This window comes from Stenotrophomonas sp. 109824_Sma, from assembly GCF_056480025.1.
The window spans coordinates 209,112-225,795 of record NZ_CM151078.1 but is presented as its reverse complement, the minus strand read 5'-3'; the positions used below and the strand labels follow the sequence as shown (position 1 = coordinate 225,795).

At 68.3% G+C, this 16,684-nt stretch carries 12 protein-coding genes; 5 read left to right on the top strand and 7 right to left on the bottom strand.

What is annotated here, in order from left to right; genetic code table 11:
- Positions 1–8: 8 nt before the first annotated feature.
- Both ACZK1G_RS00930 and ACZK1G_RS00925 read left to right on the top strand, forming a co-directional pair.
- The gene (locus ACZK1G_RS00930) at positions 9–1,619 is read left to right on the top strand and encodes a carboxyl transferase domain-containing protein (protein ID WP_101764719.1); all 1,611 of its coding nucleotides are present in this window, start codon (positions 9–11) and stop codon (positions 1,617–1,619) included.
- Between the two features lie 8 nt (positions 1,620–1,627).
- Positions 1,628–3,628 (top strand): acetyl/propionyl/methylcrotonyl-CoA carboxylase subunit alpha, encoded by a 2,001-nt coding sequence (locus tag ACZK1G_RS00925; protein WP_424143799.1) that lies wholly within the window; start codon positions 1,628–1,630, stop codon positions 3,626–3,628.
- Between the two features lie 19 nt (positions 3,629–3,647).
- Here the strand turns inward: ACZK1G_RS00925 and ACZK1G_RS00920 are convergent, their stop codons facing one another.
- A complete protein-coding gene (locus ACZK1G_RS00920; protein ID WP_101764718.1) occupies positions 3,648–4,814 on the bottom strand; it encodes a putative peptide maturation dehydrogenase in 1,167 nt (388 codons plus the stop codon).
- A 138-nt stretch (positions 4,815–4,952) separates the two neighbouring features.
- On the opposite strand from ACZK1G_RS00920, the gene ACZK1G_RS00915 reads away from it, so the two are divergent.
- Positions 4,953–5,249 (top strand): NHLP-related RiPP peptide, encoded by a 297-nt coding sequence (locus ACZK1G_RS00915; protein WP_075675645.1) that lies wholly within the window; start codon positions 4,953–4,955, stop codon positions 5,247–5,249.
- A gap of 7 nt (positions 5,250–5,256) precedes the next feature.
- Here the strand turns inward: ACZK1G_RS00915 and ACZK1G_RS00910 are convergent, their stop codons facing one another.
- From ACZK1G_RS00910 to aceB, 4 genes are all read right to left on the bottom strand, one after another.
- Positions 5,257–7,749 carry a putative peptide modification system cyclase gene (locus ACZK1G_RS00910; protein WP_233490823.1) on the bottom strand — a complete coding sequence of 831 codons (2,493 nt, stop codon included), beginning with the start codon at positions 7,747–7,749 and terminating at the stop codon, positions 5,257–5,259.
- A 13-nt stretch (positions 7,750–7,762) separates the two neighbouring features.
- Positions 7,763–8,803, bottom strand: coding sequence for a GGDEF domain-containing protein (locus ACZK1G_RS00905; protein WP_014035584.1), 1,041 nt, complete (start codon positions 8,801–8,803; stop codon positions 7,763–7,765).
- A gap of 417 nt (positions 8,804–9,220) precedes the next feature.
- The gene (aceA, locus tag ACZK1G_RS00900) at positions 9,221–10,522 is read right to left on the bottom strand and encodes an isocitrate lyase (protein ID WP_069118153.1); all 1,302 of its coding nucleotides are present in this window, start codon (positions 10,520–10,522) and stop codon (positions 9,221–9,223) included.
- A gap of 64 nt (positions 10,523–10,586) precedes the next feature.
- Positions 10,587–12,209 carry a malate synthase A gene (aceB, locus tag ACZK1G_RS00895; protein WP_101764715.1) on the bottom strand — a complete coding sequence of 541 codons (1,623 nt, stop codon included), beginning with the start codon at positions 12,207–12,209 and terminating at the stop codon, positions 10,587–10,589.
- Between the two features lie 110 nt (positions 12,210–12,319).
- Here aceB and ACZK1G_RS00890 point away from each other — a divergent pair, with 110 nt between their 5' ends.
- Together ACZK1G_RS00890 and ACZK1G_RS00885 are read left to right on the top strand one after the other, a co-directional pair.
- Positions 12,320–13,288 carry a LysR family transcriptional regulator gene (locus ACZK1G_RS00890; protein ID WP_101764714.1) on the top strand — a complete coding sequence of 323 codons (969 nt, stop codon included), beginning with the start codon at positions 12,320–12,322 and terminating at the stop codon, positions 13,286–13,288.
- A 287-nt stretch (positions 13,289–13,575) separates the two neighbouring features.
- A complete protein-coding gene (locus ACZK1G_RS00885) occupies positions 13,576–14,484 on the top strand; it encodes a LysR family transcriptional regulator (protein WP_075675649.1) in 909 nt (302 codons plus the stop codon).
- A 93-nt stretch (positions 14,485–14,577) separates the two neighbouring features.
- Here ACZK1G_RS00885 and ACZK1G_RS00880 read toward each other — a convergent pair whose 3' ends face one another.
- On the bottom strand, positions 14,578–15,834 hold the full coding sequence (locus ACZK1G_RS00880; protein ID WP_101764713.1) for an MFS transporter: 1,257 nt from the start codon (positions 15,832–15,834) through the stop codon (positions 14,578–14,580).
- 124 nt (positions 15,835–15,958) lie between these two features.
- A complete protein-coding gene (lepB, locus tag ACZK1G_RS00875; RefSeq protein WP_101764712.1) occupies positions 15,959–16,585 on the bottom strand; it encodes a signal peptidase I in 627 nt (208 codons plus the stop codon).
- Positions 16,586–16,684: the final 99 nt, after the last annotated feature.

Below are 16,684 nucleotides of genomic sequence, written 5' to 3'. Positions count from 1 at the left end.
CCACCGCGATGACCGTCCTGAACAGCCAGCTGCAACCGGGCAGCGAAACGTTTGAAAGCAACCGCGCGGCCATGCAGGCCGTGGTCGATGACCTGCATGCCACCCTCGCCCGCACCGCGCTGGGCGGCAGCGACGCCGCGCGTGCCAAGCACACCGCACGCGGCAAGCTGCTGGTGCGCGACCGCATCGACGCCCTGCTCGACCCCGGCAGCGCCTTCCTGGAAATCGCGCCGCTGGCCGCGCATGGCATGTATGAAGACGCCGTGCCCGCCGCCGGCGTGGTGGCCGGCATCGGCCGGGTGAGCGGTGTGGAATGCGTGATCGTGGCCAACGACGCCACGGTCAAGGGCGGCACCTACTACCCGATGACGGTGAAGAAGCACCTGCGCGCGCAGGAGATCGCCGAGCAGAACCACCTGCCGTGCATCTACCTGGTCGATTCCGGTGGCGCGTTCCTGCCGCTGCAGGACGAAGTCTTCCCCGACCGCGACCATTTCGGCCGCATCTTCTACAACCAGGCCAACCTGTCGGCGCAGGGCATTCCGCAGATCGCCTGCGTGATGGGCAGCTGCACCGCCGGTGGCGCCTACGTGCCGGCGATGAGCGACGAGACCGTGATCGTGCGCGAGCAGGGCACCATCTTCCTCGGCGGCCCACCGCTGGTGAAGGCGGCCACAGGTGAAGTGGTCACGGCGGAGGAACTGGGCGGTGCCGATGTGCACACGCGCATTTCCGGCGTGGCCGACCACATGGCCGACAACGATCTGCAGGCCTTGGCGCGGGTGCGCGCGATCATCGCCCAGTTGAACTGGCGCAAGCCGGAACCGGCGATGGCGGTGCAGGCCAGCGAGGAACCACTGCTGCCGGCGCACGACCTGTATGGCGTGATCCCGGCCGACACGCGCAAGCCCTACGACGTGCGCGAGGTCATCGCGCGCCTGGTCGATGGCTCGCGCTTCGATGAGTTCAAGCCGCGCTACGGCGCAACGCTGGTGACCGGCTTCGCGCATCTGAACGGCTACCCGATCGGCATCATCGCCAACAACGGCATCCTGTTCTCCGAGTCGGCACTGAAGGGGGCGCACTTCATCGAGCTGTGCACCCAGCGCAACATCCCGCTGGTGTTCCTGCAGAACATCACCGGCTTCATGGTCGGCCGCAAGTACGAGCAGGGCGGCATCGCCAAGGACGGGGCCAAGCTGGTGATGGCGGTGGCCTGCGCCAAGGTGCCGAAGTTCACCGTGGTGATCGGTGGCTCGTTCGGTGCCGGCAACTACGGCATGTGCGGCCGCGCGTACTCGCCGAACTTCCTGTGGATGTGGCCGAACGCACGCATCGGCGTGATGGGTGGCGAACAGGCCGCCAGCGTGCTGGCCACGGTCAAGCGCGATGGCATCGAAGCCAAGGGCGGCCAGTGGCCGGCGGCGGAAGAGGATGCGTTCAAGGCACCGATCCGCGAGCAGTTCGAACAGCAGGGCCATCCGTACTACGCCAGCGCGCGCCTGTGGGATGACGGCGTGATCGATCCGGCCGACACCCGCCGGGTGCTGGCCCTGGCGCTGTCGGCCAGCCTCAACGCCACCCCGCAGCAGACGCGCTTCGGCGTGTTCCGCATGTAACCCGTGCCATGACCGAGCCTGTTGCCATGTTCACCAAAGTCCTGATCGCCAACCGCGGCGAGATCGCCTGCCGCGTCATCGCCACCTGCCGCCGTCTCGGCATCGCCACCGTGGCGGTGTATTCCGATGCCGACCGCACCGCACGCCACGTGCGCCTGGCCGACGAAGCCATCCACATCGGTCCGGCGGCAGCGCGTGAGAGCTACCTGCGCAGCGATGCCCTGCTCGACGCCGCACGCCTGACCGGCGCGCAGGCGATCCACCCCGGCTACGGCTTCCTGTCCGAGAACGCCGACTTCGCCGATGCCTGCGCCGCCGCCGGCATCACCTTCATCGGGCCGCCGGCCAGCGCCATCCGCGCGATGGGCGACAAGAGCGCGGCCAAGGCGCTGATGGCCAAGGCCGGTGTACCGCTGACGCCGGGCTACCACGGCGACCAGCAGGCGCCGGACTTCCTGCGCGCGCAGGCCGATGGCATCGGCTACCCGGTGCTGATCAAGGCCAGCGCCGGTGGCGGTGGCAAGGGCATGCGCAAGGTCGAACGCAGCGAGGACTTCGTCGATGCGCTGGCCAGCTGCCAGCGCGAGGCGGCCTCGGCGTTCGGCAACGACCATGTGCTGGTCGAGAAGTACGTCGAGCGCCCGCGCCATATCGAGATCCAGGTGTTCGGCGACAGCCACGGTGAGGCGGTCTACCTGTTCGAGCGCGACTGCTCGGTGCAGCGCCGCCACCAGAAGGTACTGGAAGAAGCACCCGCGCCGGGCATGAGTCCCGAACGTCGTGCTGCGATGGGCAAGGCCGCGGTCGATGCCGCGCGCGCGGTGGGCTACGTCGGTGCCGGCACGGTGGAATTCATCGCCGGCCCGGACGGCGATTTCTACTTCATGGAAATGAATACCCGCCTGCAGGTCGAGCACCCGGTCACCGAATACATCACCGGCACCGACCTGGTGGAGTGGCAGCTGCGCGTGGCCTCGGGCCTGCCGCTGCCGTTGCGCCAGGACCAGCTGGCCATCCACGGCCACGCCATCGAAGCGCGCCTGTACGCCGAAGATGCCGACCGTGGCTTCCTGCCCTCCACCGGCACCCTGCGCCGCCTGCGCCTGCCGACCCCGTCGGCCCATGTGCGCGTGGATACCGGCGTCGAGGAAGGCGACAGCATCACGCCGTACTACGATCCGATGATCGCCAAGCTGATCGTCTGGGACGTGGACCGCGACGCCGCGCTGCGCCGCATGAGCCAGGCCCTGGCCGACTGCCAGGTGGTGGGCGTGACCACCAATGCCGGCTTCCTGCGCCGGCTGGTGAACACCGATTCGTTCACGCACGCCAGGCTGGATACCGCGTTGATCGAACGCGAGCAGGCCGCGTTGAGTGCGGTGGGCGACAGCGACGACGCGCTGTGGCTGCTGGCAGCGGTTGCCGCTGTGGCCAGCACCGCGCACGCCGGCAGCGATGCGCGCGACCCGCATTCGCCGTGGCGAGCACAGGATGGCTGGCGCCTCGGCGCGTCCGCGCCGCGCGTGTTGCCGCTGCAGCAGGGCGAACGCAGGCACACGCTGAAGGTGTGGGCGCAGGCCGATGGCTGGCGGGTGCAGTGCGATGACGCAGCATCGGTACAGGTGATCGGCACGGCCGATGTGCACGGCCTGGCGGTGCAGCTGGGCGAGCGCCGCTGGTCACTTCAGCTGCTGCGCGACGGTGACCAGCTGTACCTGTTCGGCGCCGACGGCCAGCACCGCTTCACCCTGCATGATCCGGTGGGTGAATCGGACCACGCCGTGGCCGACGCCGGCAGCCTGCTGGCGCCGATGCCGGGCAGGATTGTGGCCACCCTGGTCGCGGCCGGCACCGAGGTCAAGCGCGGTACGCCGCTGGTGGTGCTGGAAGCGATGAAGATGGAGCACACCCTGCAGGCACCGGCCGATGGCACGGTGAAAGGCTACCGCGCCAAGGCCGGCGACCAGGTCGGCGACGGTGCCGTGCTGGTGGACTTCGAAGCGGCGTGAACGCCGGGGCGACGGCCGCTCAGCGGTCGTCGCCCGCCGTCACCCGACCAGCGGGATCGAATTCGGCCGTGTCCAGCGTGGCACTGCGCCAGCCCAGGCCGCAGATGGCCATCGCGCTCTGGCCGATGCCATCGAACCCGAAGGCACGATCGACATCGGCATCGTTGATGGCTGCGGTGACGAACGCCGCCAGCCCACGCTCGGTCGCGCACAGGTACAGCAGCTGCGAGATGTGGCCGACATCCAGCGTCACCGCACGGTGCGCCTTGGCGTGGTTGCGGTACTTCCAGAAGCAGCGGTCATAGCGCGGCGCCAGCACCAGCAGCGCCGGTGCATCGGCGAACCACTCCTGCCCGGACAGCATCCGCCGCGCCAGCGCAGCCAGTGCCTGCGGCGGTGGCGAGGGCAGCGGCAGCACCGCGTGCTGCACCGGGTGGTAGTGGTACAGGCCCGGTACCAGTCCTTCCACGTTCTGCACCAGCAGGAAGCCCTCGGTGGGATGCAGGCCGCCACCGGAAGGCACGTTCTTCTTCAGGAACTCGGTATCGCGCTCGACCTTCTGCACCGCGTGGGCCATCAGCGTGCGCTGCAGCACCTGGGACAGCAGCGGCAGCGGCAGCGCGCGCTCCGGGTCGAAATTGCGGCAGGTGGTGCGGCGCGCCAGCAGCGCGTCGAACGCGGCCTCTTCGCTGCGCGGCAGCGGCTGATAGTCGCCCCGCATGGGCTGTACCACCGGCGGTGGCGGCCCCAGCCGCTGGCGCAGGCCGGCAGCGGTGTCCAGCCCCTGCCGACGCATGTCCTCCACGCTGTCCACGGCCTGCCAGCGCGCATGGCGGTGGGCCAACGCGGCCAGCGGCCACCACTGGCTGCGGCGTAGCGCCTCGTCGCGCATCTGGTGCCCCACCTCGCTGGGCGGGTCGGTCAGCAGCAGGCCCTGCTCGACCAGGCGGGCCAGCATGGCCGGGGAGGCATCGGCGGGCGGTTCGCTCCAGCGGTGCGCGCTGAGCTCGCCCAGCAGCTGGCGCTCCTCGGCGTCCACCGGCAGCGGCTGGTCCAGATGGGCGGCCAGCGCCACCCAGCTGATCTGGCTGTCCATCTCGGCATGGCCGGCCAGCATCGCGCGCAGGTCCAGGGTGACCGCCTCGCGGGGTTCGAACATCAGGCTGGCGCAGCGGCGCAGGCGCATGGGTTTCCTTCCTTCTGCCGCACAACCGGCATAGCAGCAACGACCGCAGCGCGGCCAACTTTAGCGACGTGCAACGCGCGGCCCTCAATGGCAGGCTGTCGCGGCCGATACGAGAAACTCCACCTACGGACGATCCCCATGAGCACCCATCCCCGCCTTTCCGCCGCAGACGCCAGCACCCTGCTGGACCACCTGATCGGCAGCGACGACTTCCGCAGCCACTTCACCGCTTCGCCGGCCAAGGCCCTGGCCTCGATCGGCCTGGACGGTGCCGTTGGCGAAAACGACTGCATGAAGATCGGCACCCTGGCCTCGGTCGAGGAGCTGAGCCAGGTGCGTGACGGGCTGCAGGCCCACCTGTCCGGGTCGGTGGCGGCCATGACCGTGGTGTTCTGCTTCGAAGCCGGCAAGGTCGGCGAGCGCATCGACGGCTGACCCGCCATCAGGGCGCGCCGGCCGTGGCCGGCGTAGCCCACGTGGAGACGTCATACACGTTCAGCGGTTGCCACACCTGCAGGGCAGTGACCTCGGCAATGGCCTGGCCGCGATGCTGGGCCAGCCACGCCTGCTGACGACGCACGGCGGCTTCATCGCCCTGTGCGCGCAGTGCGAGCAGCAGTACCACGCGCGCCTGCACCGGCTCGTTGCCATCCAGCATCGGTTCGATCAGGGTGCGGGCGGCCTCGGGGCGCTGCATCTGCAGCTCATCCATGGCGCTGACGATGCGTAGCCAGCGGTCCGCGACCGGGCTGCGCAGACTGCGCAGCAGGGGCCGCTGATCGTCCAGCCAGCGCTTGGCCAGCTCGAACTGGCCCTGGCGCTGCGCCAGATGGACCAGCGCCAGCCACTGCAGGCCACGGGCATGCAGCATGGGATCATCGCGCTCTTGCAGCATCGGCTGCAGCAGCGCTGCGATGGCCTGCAGCTCGGCGCGGTCGGCGCCCGAACACACTGCCGCTACGCTGGCGTGCTGCAGGCGCTGCTGTACCTGAAGATCGACCAGCGTCGGCGCCGGTGCATCTTCGCGTATCGCCTGCTGCATCGCCGGGCAGTCGCGCTGCGCGGCCGCCAGCAGCAGCTGCGCACGCAGCTTCATCCGCTGCTGCAGGGCATCGCTGGCATGGATCTGCGGCAACAGCTTCGCTGCCTTGGCGTACTGCCCCTGCGCCACCAGCACATCCACGCCGGTCTCATCGGCGTCATCACGGCCGCGCAGGATCTGCGCCTGGGCCAGTGTTTCGGCGGCACGCTGCGGTTGGTTGGCAGCAATCTGTATCCGCACCAGATGGACCAGCGGATACAGCCGCAAGGGGTCCTGCGGCACCGCGGCCGCTCGCGCATAGGGCTCAGCCTCGCTGAACTGGTTGGCCTGCAGCAGGTACCAGGACGTGTTGGACAGCCCCGCGAACGAATCCGGGTAGACCTTGGCCAGCGTGCGCCATTGCTCCAGCGCCCAGCCGCCCGGCTCCAGCTCGGCCATCCAGGCCTTCAGGTACAGCCGCTCGCGTGGTGGCAGGCGATCCTGCAGGTCCAGCGCATGCTGCATGGCTTCGCGCGCGCGCCGCCCTTCCTCGACGCGCGCATGCAGCTTGGCCACGCCCATGTAGGCCAGGGCAAAGCCAGGATCGATATCGATCGCCGCCTGGTAGAGGTTGCGTGCCTCCTCGAAGCGACGCTGGCCCAGCGCACTCTCGGCCAGCGCGAATGCCCGCAGCGCGCGCAGGTCCTGGGTCGATGCCCGCGGCAACGGCAACGACTGTTCCAGGCTTGCCACCGACTCGCCCAGTCCACGCCGCAGGCGCCCGACCACATCGTCCACCGCGAACACCATCTGATCGGATCGATCCGCGGTGGCGGTGAACGTCTGGATCACCTGCCCGCTGCCCGGCGCAGCAACATCGATGGCCAGCTCATAGCCACCGATCTTCTGCCGCACGGTCGGCAACAGCACCGCGCGCGCGCCTTCCCGCACCGCCACGTCGACGGCGGTATCGCGGTTCAACCGGGTATCGCCCGAGAGCCGCGCCATTTCCAGGCTTTCGCGGATCTTGCCCTCCGACAGCACGTTCACGTAGCGCGACTGCTCCAGCGCGATCCGGATCGCGTGGCGCATCGAGTCATCGAAGATCGGATCGCCGGTGAGGTTGTCGACATCACCGAGCACCACCCAGTCGCGCTCAGCGAACGCGATCGCCGGTTCCGGCCGCAGCAGCAGCCAGCCGCCGAGCACCGCCACCGCCAGCACCAGGCCTTCGGCGGCCAGCACCAGCGGCTGCCGCCACAGCGGCAGGTCGCGGCGCGCCTTGGCATTGGCGCGCGGCATGCGCAGCGGCGCCGAACCGATCTCGCCCACTTCGATCACTTCCTGCACTACCGGCACGCCCTTGAAGCGCCAGCGCCCGTGCGATTTCCACAGCAGGCGCGTACCACGCTCGCCCAGTGCATCGGTGGCACGGCGGGTCAGTGATTCGGCCACTGCCGACAGCAGGATCTGGCCGGGGCGGGCCAGCATCATCAGGCGCGCCGCCATCGGCTTGGCCAGGCCTTCCACCTCCATCGACTTGGCACCGGCACGGACTGCCTCGGCACTGTTCTCCCAGGTCAGCACGTCACCCACGTGCAGGCCGGCACGCGCGCGCAGTTCAATCGCGCGCTGCTGGCCCAGCGCGTGCAGCTCACGCTGGTAGTCCAGGGCGAAGCCCAGTGCATCGATGGCGCGCTCGAACAGCATGAACAGGCCGTCGGAGCGATCGATCAGCTGGCCATTCCAGCGGTGCTGCAGCACCAGCACCAGGCGGTCGTGTTCCTGGAACAGGCTCGCCGCTGCCACATCGCCGATGCGCTCGACCAGCTGCAGCGAATCACACAGATCGGTGAACAGCAGGGCGCGTAGCTGTGGGCTATGCGGGGCTGACGTTCCGTTGTCGCCATTCATCGCCTGCATCTCCCTATTGGTCGTCCGGATCATCCACCCAGCGCAGGCAGTTGCCGCCGTCACGCTTGGCCCGGTACAGCGCCCGGTCGGCGCTGGCATACCACTCGCTCCAGTCCGCGTCGGCGGCCAGCAGGCTGGCTCCGATGCTGACCAGGCTTACATGCGGCGTGCCATGGCTGCGCTCGAGCAGGCCATGCACCGCGCTGAGGATGAACTCGGCCGCATGCTGCACGATCTCGTGGTTGCCACGGCGCAGGATCAGGCAGAACTCATCGCCGCCGAGCCGGCAGGCCAGGTCCTGTTCGCCGGCCATCGAGCGCAGGATGTTGCCCATGCTCTGCAGCACGCGGTCGCCGGCCTGGTGGCCGTGGCGGTCGTTGATCTGCTTGAAGCGGTCGCAGTCGATCAGCAGCAGCGCCTGCGGCGGCCCCTCGGCATGCTCGCGGCACTCCTGCAGGTACAGGGTGAGGCCGCGGCGGTTGTGCAGCCCGGTCAGTTCATCGGTACGCACCAGCTCACGGGTGTGGGTCAACTGGTGGGTGGTGATGTACAGGTTGTCCAGCGCGGTTTCCAGATCGTGGTTGCGCCGGCGCAGCTGGCTGATCAGAGCCTGTTCGTTGGTCAGCACGCGCATGATCGTGCGGCGCAGGAAGTAGGCCACCAGGCCGGGATCGGATTCGACCAGCCGGTGGAAATCAGCCGGCCCCAGTTCCAGCACATCGCAGTCGACCAGCGCGCGCGCGCTGGCGCTGCGCAGGTGGTCGCCGACCAGCAGGCCCAGTTCTCCGAAGAACTCGTGCTGCCCGAGCGTCTTGATCACCAGGTCCTCGCCGAAGTCCAGTTCGATCTGGCCTTCGAGGATCACATACATGCGCTCGCCGCGGTGGCCGCGCTGGAACAGCCACTGTCCGGCACGGAGCTTGCATGCGCGGGCGAATCTGGCGAACAATGCCACCTCGGCATCTGACAACAGAGCGTGCACGATCTCGGCCATCGCCACCCGGGCGATACCTGTCGTCACATCACTGTTCTCGGCCGCACCCCTGCCGGTCATTCCCTGCACCCGCCGCCAGCGTCCCCTGGTGAGCCGCGGAGCATAGCACCGCTTTAAACTGTGCGCCCTATCTCATTTTGACCCTTCTGCCGATCTTGATTGATGTGAAGATCGGTGGTGGCCCGTTCTGGTCACGGGTGTCCGGGCAAAACTCCTGCCGGATCAATCCGATGCCGGGTTTCACAGGGTTTCGGCCAAGTTGCCGGCCCAGGGGGTGCGCCTGATTGACGCTCCCCGCGCGCTGCACCCTTGCATCGATACAACAACGCCGGCAGGTCCCCCGACCGGCCGGCGTTGTCTGGCCCTTCCCTGGCCACCCTGATCGCTCTGAGGCCCGATAGTGCCGGCCGCTGGCCGGCAACCATGTGGACTCCTGGAACATCGACGGGTTGCCGGCCAGCGGCCGGCGCTACCGCATCACGCCGCGCGTTCGCTGCGCCCGCCGTGGAACTGCTCCTCCTCGGTCGAGCCGGTCAGCGCGGTGGTCGACGACTGGCCCTGCTGGATCGCCTGGGTCACCGCATCGAAGTAGCCGGTACCGACCTCGCGCTGGTGCTTGACCGCAGTGAAGCCGCGCTCGGCCGCTTCGAACTCGGCTTCCTGCAGTTCCACGAACGCGCTCATCTGCCGGCGTGCGTAGCCGTGGGCCAGGTTGAACATGCCGTAGTTCAGCGCGTGGAAGCCGGCCAGGGTGATGAACTGGAACTTGTAGCCGTAGCTGCCCAGTTCGCGCTGGAACCTGGCAATGGTGGCGTCGTCCAGGTTCTTCTTCCAGTTGAAGCTGGGCGAGCAGTTGTAGGCCAGCAGCTTGCCCGGGAACTTCGCATGGATCGCCTCGGCGAATTTCCGTGCGAACTCCAGGTCCGGCTTGCCGGTCTCGCACCACACCAGGTCGGCGTAGGGCGCGTAGGCCAGGCCACGGCTGATCGCCTGGTCCAGGCCGTTGCGGGTCTTGTAGAAGCCTTCCACCGTGCGCTCGCCGGTGGCAAACGGCTTGTCATTGCCATCGATGTCGCTGGTCAGCAGATCCGCGGCTTCGGCATCGGTACGTGCCACCAGCAGGGTCGGCACGCCCAGCACGTCGGCGGCCAGGCGCGCGGCGTTGAGCTTCTCGATCGCCTCACGGGTCGGCACCAGCACCTTGCCGCCCATGTGGCCGCACTTCTTCACCGAGGCCAGCTGGTCTTCGAAATGCACGCCGGCGGCACCGGCCTCGATCATCGCCTTCATCAGTTCGAACGCATTGAGCACGCCGCCGAAACCGGCTTCCGCATCGGCCACGATCGGCTGCAGGAAATCGATGTCGTCCTTGCCTTCGGCGTGGTGCAGCTGATCGGCGCGCAGCAGCGTGTTGTTGATGCGCTTGACCACCGCCGGCACCGAATCGGCCGGGTACAGCGACTGGTCCGGGTACATCTGCCCGGCCAGGTTGGCATCGGCCGCCACCTGCCAACCGGACAGGTAGATCGCCTTCAGGCCGGCCTTGACCTGCTGCATGGCCTGGTTGCCGGTCAATGCACCCAGCGCGTTGACGAACTCGCGCTCATGCAGCGACGCCCACAGCTTCTCCGCACCCAGGCGGGCCAGCGAATGCTCGATGTGGACGGTGCCGCGCAGGCGCACCACGTCAGCGGCGCTGTAGTTGCGCTGGATGCCTTCCCAACGCGGGTTGGTATCCCAGTCGTGCTGGATCTGTTCGGCAGTGGGCAGCTTGCTCATGTCTTTCTCCAGTTCGGTTCGTGCGTGCAGCGGGGAGGGAAACGGCGGGAAACGCGGGCGGCGATCAGTCGATGCGCGCGTAGGCCGGCAGGGTCAGGAAATCGGTCAGTTCGTCGCTGCGGCTCAGTTCGCCGAGCAGGGCGATGGCCTCGCCGATGCGTGCGCCACCGGGCAGCGCGGTGGTGTCACCCAGCCGTGCCGGCAGCTGCGCCAGCGTGGCATCCAGCAGGGCCAGGTCGATGGCGGTGCCGTCGTCCAGCTGCTGGCCCGGCGTATGCAGCCACTGCCACAGCTGGCTGCGGCTGATCTCGGCGGTGGCCGCGTCCTCCATCAGGTGGTGGATCGGCACGCAGCCGTTGCCATCCAGCCATGCCGCCAGATAGCGCACGCAGACTTCCACGTTGCCTTCGAAGCCGGCGCGGGTGATGGTGCCGGGCGGCCGTGCGATCAGGTCGTCGCGGCCGACGCGCACATCCTGGCGCAGCACGCTGTGCTGGTTCGCACCGGGCATGTGTTCGTCGAAGATCGCCATCGCCACCGGAATCAGCGCCGGATGCGCGACCCAGGTGCCGTCGTGGCCGGCGGTCACTTCGCGCAGCTTGTCGGCGCGCACGCGGGCCATCGCCTGTTCGTTGGCAGCGGCATCGTTGTTGATCGGGATCTGCGCGGCCATGCCGCCCATCGCATGCGCACCGCGGCGGTGGCAGGTCTGGATCAGCAGTTCCGAATACGCCTTCAGGAACGGCTGGGTCATGGTCACCTGGCCGCGCTCGGGCAGCACGCGGTCGGCGTGCCGTCGGAAGGTCTTCAGGTACGAGAAGATGTAGTCCCAGCGCCCGCAGTTCAGGCCGACGATGCGGTCACGCAGCGCGTGCAGGATCTCGTCCATCTCGAACACTGCCGGCAAGGTTTCAATCAGCACGGTCACCTTGATCTGGCCGTGCGGCAGGCCGAGCATGCCCTCGATGTGCGACAGCGCGGCCTCCCACAGCGCCGCCTCTTCCATGCTCTGCAGCTTGGGCAGGTAGAAGTACGGGCCACGATCCTTCGCCTGCAGGGTGCGGGCGTTGTGGAAGGCGAACACCGCCGCGTCGAACAGGCCACCGGCAATGAACTGGCCATCGATGCGCACGTGCTTCTCGTCCAGGTGCCAGCCACGCGGGCGCACGATCAGCACCGCCTGCTCGTCGTACGGGCGCAGGGCGTAGTGCTTTCCATTGGGTGCGGTGTATTCGAGATCGCCACGCACCGCGGCGGCCAGCGACTGCTGCCCGGCCAGCAGGTTGCGCCAGGTCGGCGAGGTCGAATCCTCGAAGTCGGCCATGAACACCTTGGCGCCGGAGTTCAGCGCGTTGATGACCATCTTCGGGTCGGTCGGGCCGGTGATCTCGACGCGGCGGTCCTGCAGCGCGGCCGGCAGCGGGGCAACGCGCCAGTCGCCGCTGCGGATCGTGGCGGTGTCTTCGCGGAAGTCCGGCAGGCCGCCCTGGTCGAAGAACGCCTGGCGCTCGCGGCGTGCCTGCAGCCGTGCCTGCCGGCCCGGTTCCACCGCACGGTGCAGCGACACCAGCAGGGCCAGCAGCGGCGCCGGCAGCAGGGTGTCCTGGCCGGCCACGCGGGTCGCCAGGGCGATGCCGGGGGTGGCCTTGCTGGCGGGGGTGGGAACAGCGGAAGCGACGGCGGACATGGGGCGACTCCAGCGGTGGGGGAACGTCTCCACGGTGCCGCTGGCGCCGAGTATTTGGCAAAACAGTTTTTGCAATGTTTTACATAAATTGTGCTAATACTTGTGACGCGATGACCACACGCACCCCGCCAAGTCCGCGTTTTTCCTACAAATCCGACCGGCTGAAGCCGCTGCGCGCGTTCTGCCAGACCGTGCGCCTGGGCTCGGTCTCACGGGCGGCTGAGGCACTTTTCGTCAGCCAGCCGGCGATCAGCCTGCAGTTGCAGGCGCTGGAACGGGAGCTGGGGGTGCCGTTGTTCGAGCGCAGCGGGCGCCGCCTGGTGCCCAGCCGCGAGGGCCAGCTGCTGTACGAAATGGCGCAGCCGCTGGTGGAGAACCTGGACGGGCTGGAGGCGCGTTTCCGCGACAAGGTGCGTGGCCTGGACGCGGGCGAGCTGAACATCGCCGCCAACAGCTCGACCATCCTGTACCTGCTGCCGAAGATCGTCGAACGCTTCCGCATGCACCACCCGGACGTGCGCCTGACCCTGCACAACGCGATCAGCGCCGATGGCACCGACCTGCTGCGCGAGGACGCCGCCGACCTGGCGATCGGTTCGATGACCGATGTGCCGGCCGACCTCAGCTACGCGCCGGCCTACCGTTTCGAGCAGGTGCTGATCGCACCGCACGACCATCCGCTGGCCAGTGGCGGCGAGCTGGAACTGGCCGACATCGCGCGCTATCCGCTGGTGCTGCCGCCGAAGCGGCAGATCACCTACCGCCTGGTGGACCAGGTGTTCCAGCGCCACCGCATCGCCTACACCGTGGCGCTGGAGGTGGGCGGCTGGGAGGTGATCAAGCAGTACGTGGCGATGGGCATGGGTATTTCCATCGTGCCGGCGCTGTGCCTGAACGAGGCCGACCGCGAGCGGCTGGCGGCGCGGTCGATGAAGCGCTGGTTCCCGGAACGCAGTTACGGGGTGATCGTGCGCCGGGGCAAGGCGCTGTCGGCGCAGGCGCGGGCGTTCATCGAGCTGATCCAGCCGGAGTTGTTCAGTCCGCGCGATTACGACCAGAGCGGGCATTCCGAGCGGTGAGGGGTGTTCTGGTTTGCAGGGCTGCCGCCCTGCACCTGCAGAGGCCGAAGCAACGGCAACGTCAACGTCAAAAGCTGGCGTTCCGTGGGATGGCGGGGTGGGTCCGGTTACGGGGGACGCTGCAAGTACGTCCATGTAAGCTCGGTCGCCGCATCCATGCGGCTCACGCCCCCGCAACCGGACCCACCCCGCCTTCGACAGTTGGCCGCGATCTGGCGGGGTCGGATCCCGTTGCTGCGCAACGGGCTCTGACCCCATTTCCGGCTGACGATGAATAAACTGGCCCCATGTCCATCGAACTCCGCCATCTGCGTTACTTCCTTGCCGTCGCCGACACGCTGCACTTCGGCCAGGCGGCGGAGCGGCTGGGTATGTCGCAGCCGCCGCTCAGCCAGCAGATCCGCCAGCTGGAAGACCTGATCGGTGCGCGCCTGTTCGTGCGCAGCCATCGTCGTGTGCAGCTGACGCCGGCGGGCGAGCTGCTGCAGGAACGTGCGCGGGCCATCGTGCAGCAGGTGGAAACGGCGGTGGACGAAGTCCAGCGCGCGCAGCGCGGTGAGCAGGGTGAGCTGCGCATCGGGCTGACCCGCGCGACGCCACTGTCGCCGCAGATTCCGCGCTCGATCCTGCAGTACCGCCAACGCTATCCGCAGGTGCGGCTGCAGCTGAGCGAGATGAACACCCTGCAGCAGATTGATGCGCTGCTCGACGGTTCACTGGACGTGGGCATCATCCGCAAGCGCGCGCTGCCACCAGAGCTGGTGGCGCACAGCCTGTTCGTCGATCCACTGGCGTTGATCGTGCATGCCGACCACCCTGCCCTGCGCAGGCTCTCGGCGCAGGGCACGCTGTCGCTGCGCGACTTCGCGCAGGAACCGTTCGTGGCGTTCCGCCGCAGCGCCGGTGCGGGCATCCATGACCACATGATCGCGTTGTGCGCGGCCGCCGGGTTCACCCCGCGCATCGTGCAGGAGGCCGGTGAGGCCTCGACCCTGATCAGTCTGGCCGCCGCCGGCCTGGGTGCGGCGATCCTGCCGTCGTCCTGCGATCACATCCGCGTGGAGGGCGCGCGCTTCGTCGCGCTGGCCGATGCTGGTGCGCATTCGGAAGTGCAGCTGGCGTGGCACCGCGAGGGTGTGACGCCGTTGATCCGCAATTTCGCCGGGCTGCTGCGTGAAGCGTTCGCCGAAGGGTAAGCGTGCAATCCACCCGGTAGTGCCGGCCGCTGGCCGGCATGCGGACCCAGGTGGGGTAGCCGGCCAGCGGCCGGCACTACCGTACGCGGTGATTCACGCCGTCACCGGCTGCGGGGCGCGCTGCTGCAGCGCCCAGACAATGCCACCGCCGATCAGGGTCAGCACGGCGGCGAACAGGCACACACCCAGCCAATCCCACGCCGCATAAGCCAGGCCGCCCACACCACCGAGCACGCTCGAACCCAGGTAATAGGCGAACAGGTACAGCGCCGAGGCTTCGGCGCGCATCGCACCGGCGCGGCTGCCGACCCAGCTGCTGGCCACCGAGTGGCCACCGAAGAAGCCAAAGGTCACCAGTGCGATACCCAGCGCCATCGTGCTCAACCACGGCAGTGCCAATAGCGCGATGCCGGCGCCGATCAACGCAAACGAGATCGACAGGATGCGGCCGCGGCCGTAGCGCGTGGCCTGCTGGCCCATCCACGCCGAGCTGAAGGTGCCCACCAGATAGACGCTGAAGATCAGGCCGACCACGGTCTGGCTGAGATGGTACGGCGGCGCCAGCAGGTGGTAGCCCAGGTAGTTGTAGAGGGTGACGAACACGCCCATCAGCACGAACGAGGTAGCGAACAGCCACGGCAGGCCCGGATCGGCGAACAGCGTGCGCCAGCGCGACGGCAATTGGCGCAGGCCGCCGCGACGTGCATGGAAATGCCGCGACGGTGGCAGCTGCAGCCACAGCAGCACGGTACTGGCGATGGCGATGATCGAGACCACGCCGATGCCCCAGCGCCAGCCCCAATGGTCGGCGATGATGCCGGCCAGCAGGCGCCCGCTCATGCCACCGATGGCGTTGCCGCCGATGTACAGGCCCATCGCCAGGCCCAGCGCGCGGCTGTCCATTTCCTCGACCAGGTAGGTCATCGCCACTGCCGGCACGCCGCTCAGCGCCAGGCCAAGCAGGGTGCGCAATACCAGCAGCGTGGTCCAGTCGTCCACCAGCGCCGTGCTCAGCGACAGCATGGCCGAGGCCAGCAACGCGACGATCATCATCGGACGACGGCCGACCGCATCGGACAGCAGGCCGGCCAGCAGCATCGCCACCGCCAGCGTACCGGTGGTCAGCGACAACGACATCGCGCTGCCGGCGGCGGACACGCCGAAGTGACGGCTGAACTCGGGCAGCAGCGGCTGCACGGTGTACAGCAGGCCGAAGGTGGAGAAGCCGGCCAGGAACAGCGCCAGCGCGGTGCGGCGGAAGGCCGGGGTGCCCTGCTGGATGCGGGTCTCGGCAGCGGGGTCGACAGTGTGGGGGCGGCGTTCGACGGCCGCCGCGGTTTCGCCAGTCATGGGATCGAGGGGCCGGTGGGGACGGCCGGGCATGGGAGGGAACGGGCCTCAGACTAGGCCCGTCGATCCAGTCGATCCATAACCTGATAGATCATGATTGATACACGAGAAGTATCAATTCAGCTTACAGCCGCTGCCACTCGAAGCCGTCGCCACGACGGTAGTACACCGCCACGGCGCGGCCGTAGAGCTTGTCGGCGTCGACGAAACCGAAGAAGCGGCCGTCGAAGCTGTTGCCACGGTGGTCACCCAGCACCAGCACCTTGCCCGCCGGCACCACCAGGTCGGCGATGTCCGGACCGCCGCCCATGTCCAGGTCGAGGCGGGCACGGCGCTCGCCGAAGGCTTCCACGTCCTGCAGATCGGCAATCTGCAGGGGCTGGCCGTTGATGCTCAGATGGCCCTCGCGCATCTGCACATGGTCACCGGCCACCGCCGCCACGCGCTTGATCAGGCGGGTGCCGTCGGCCGGTGAATCGAACACCGCCACTTCACCGCGCTGCGGAACGCCGGTGGACATCAGTTCCTTGCCGGTGAACGGCAGGCGCAGGCCATAGGCGCGCATGTCCACCACTACCCGGTCGCCGGGCTGCAGGGTCGGCTGCATCGAGCCGCTGGGCACCACGTAGTGGTTGGCCAGGGTATCGCGGGCGGCGGCGAGCAGGCCGAGCATCACCAGCAGCGGCAATGCTTCCTTCTTCAGCCAGACCAGCGCGCGTTCGGAAAAGGGAGGGCGGGCAACAGCATCCATGACAGGCTCCGGGTAGGTGGTAGCAGTATCAGACCACATGCAGGCGCCGCAGGTTCCCGGTAGCGCCGGACACGGGTTACGCAGGTTTTACGCCCCGGC

Bases quoted from the DNA above. Each gene is read 5' to 3' on its own strand.
- ACZK1G_RS00910 (WP_233490823.1), bottom strand. From the start codon at position 7,749: ATGAATGGCGACAACGGAACGTCAGCCCCGCATAGCCCACAGCTACGC.
- aceA (WP_069118153.1), bottom strand. From the start codon at position 10,522: ATGAGCAAGCTGCCCACTGCCGAACAGATCCAGCACGACTGGGATACC.
- lepB (WP_101764712.1), bottom strand. From the start codon at position 16,585: ATGGATGCTGTTGCCCGCCCTCCCTTTTCCGAACGCGCGCTGGTCTGG.
- ACZK1G_RS00930 (WP_101764719.1), top strand. From the start codon at position 9: ATGACCGTCCTGAACAGCCAGCTGCAACCGGGCAGCGAAACGTTTGAA.
- ACZK1G_RS00885 (WP_075675649.1), top strand. From the start codon at position 13,576: ATGTCCATCGAACTCCGCCATCTGCGTTACTTCCTTGCCGTCGCCGAC.
- ACZK1G_RS00890 (WP_101764714.1), top strand. From the start codon at position 12,320: ATGACCACACGCACCCCGCCAAGTCCGCGTTTTTCCTACAAATCCGAC.
- ACZK1G_RS00915 (WP_075675645.1), top strand. From the start codon at position 4,953: ATGAGCACCCATCCCCGCCTTTCCGCCGCAGACGCCAGCACCCTGCTG.
- ACZK1G_RS00925 (WP_424143799.1), top strand. From the start codon at position 1,628: ATGACCGAGCCTGTTGCCATGTTCACCAAAGTCCTGATCGCCAACCGC.
- ACZK1G_RS00880 (WP_101764713.1), bottom strand. From the start codon at position 15,834: ATGACTGGCGAAACCGCGGCGGCCGTCGAACGCCGCCCCCACACTGTC.
- ACZK1G_RS00905 (WP_014035584.1), bottom strand. From the start codon at position 8,803: ATGACCGGCAGGGGTGCGGCCGAGAACAGTGATGTGACGACAGGTATC.
- ACZK1G_RS00920 (WP_101764718.1), bottom strand. From the start codon at position 4,814: ATGCGCCTGCGCCGCTGCGCCAGCCTGATGTTCGAACCCCGCGAGGCG.
- aceB (WP_101764715.1), bottom strand. From the start codon at position 12,209: ATGTCCGCCGTCGCTTCCGCTGTTCCCACCCCCGCCAGCAAGGCCACC.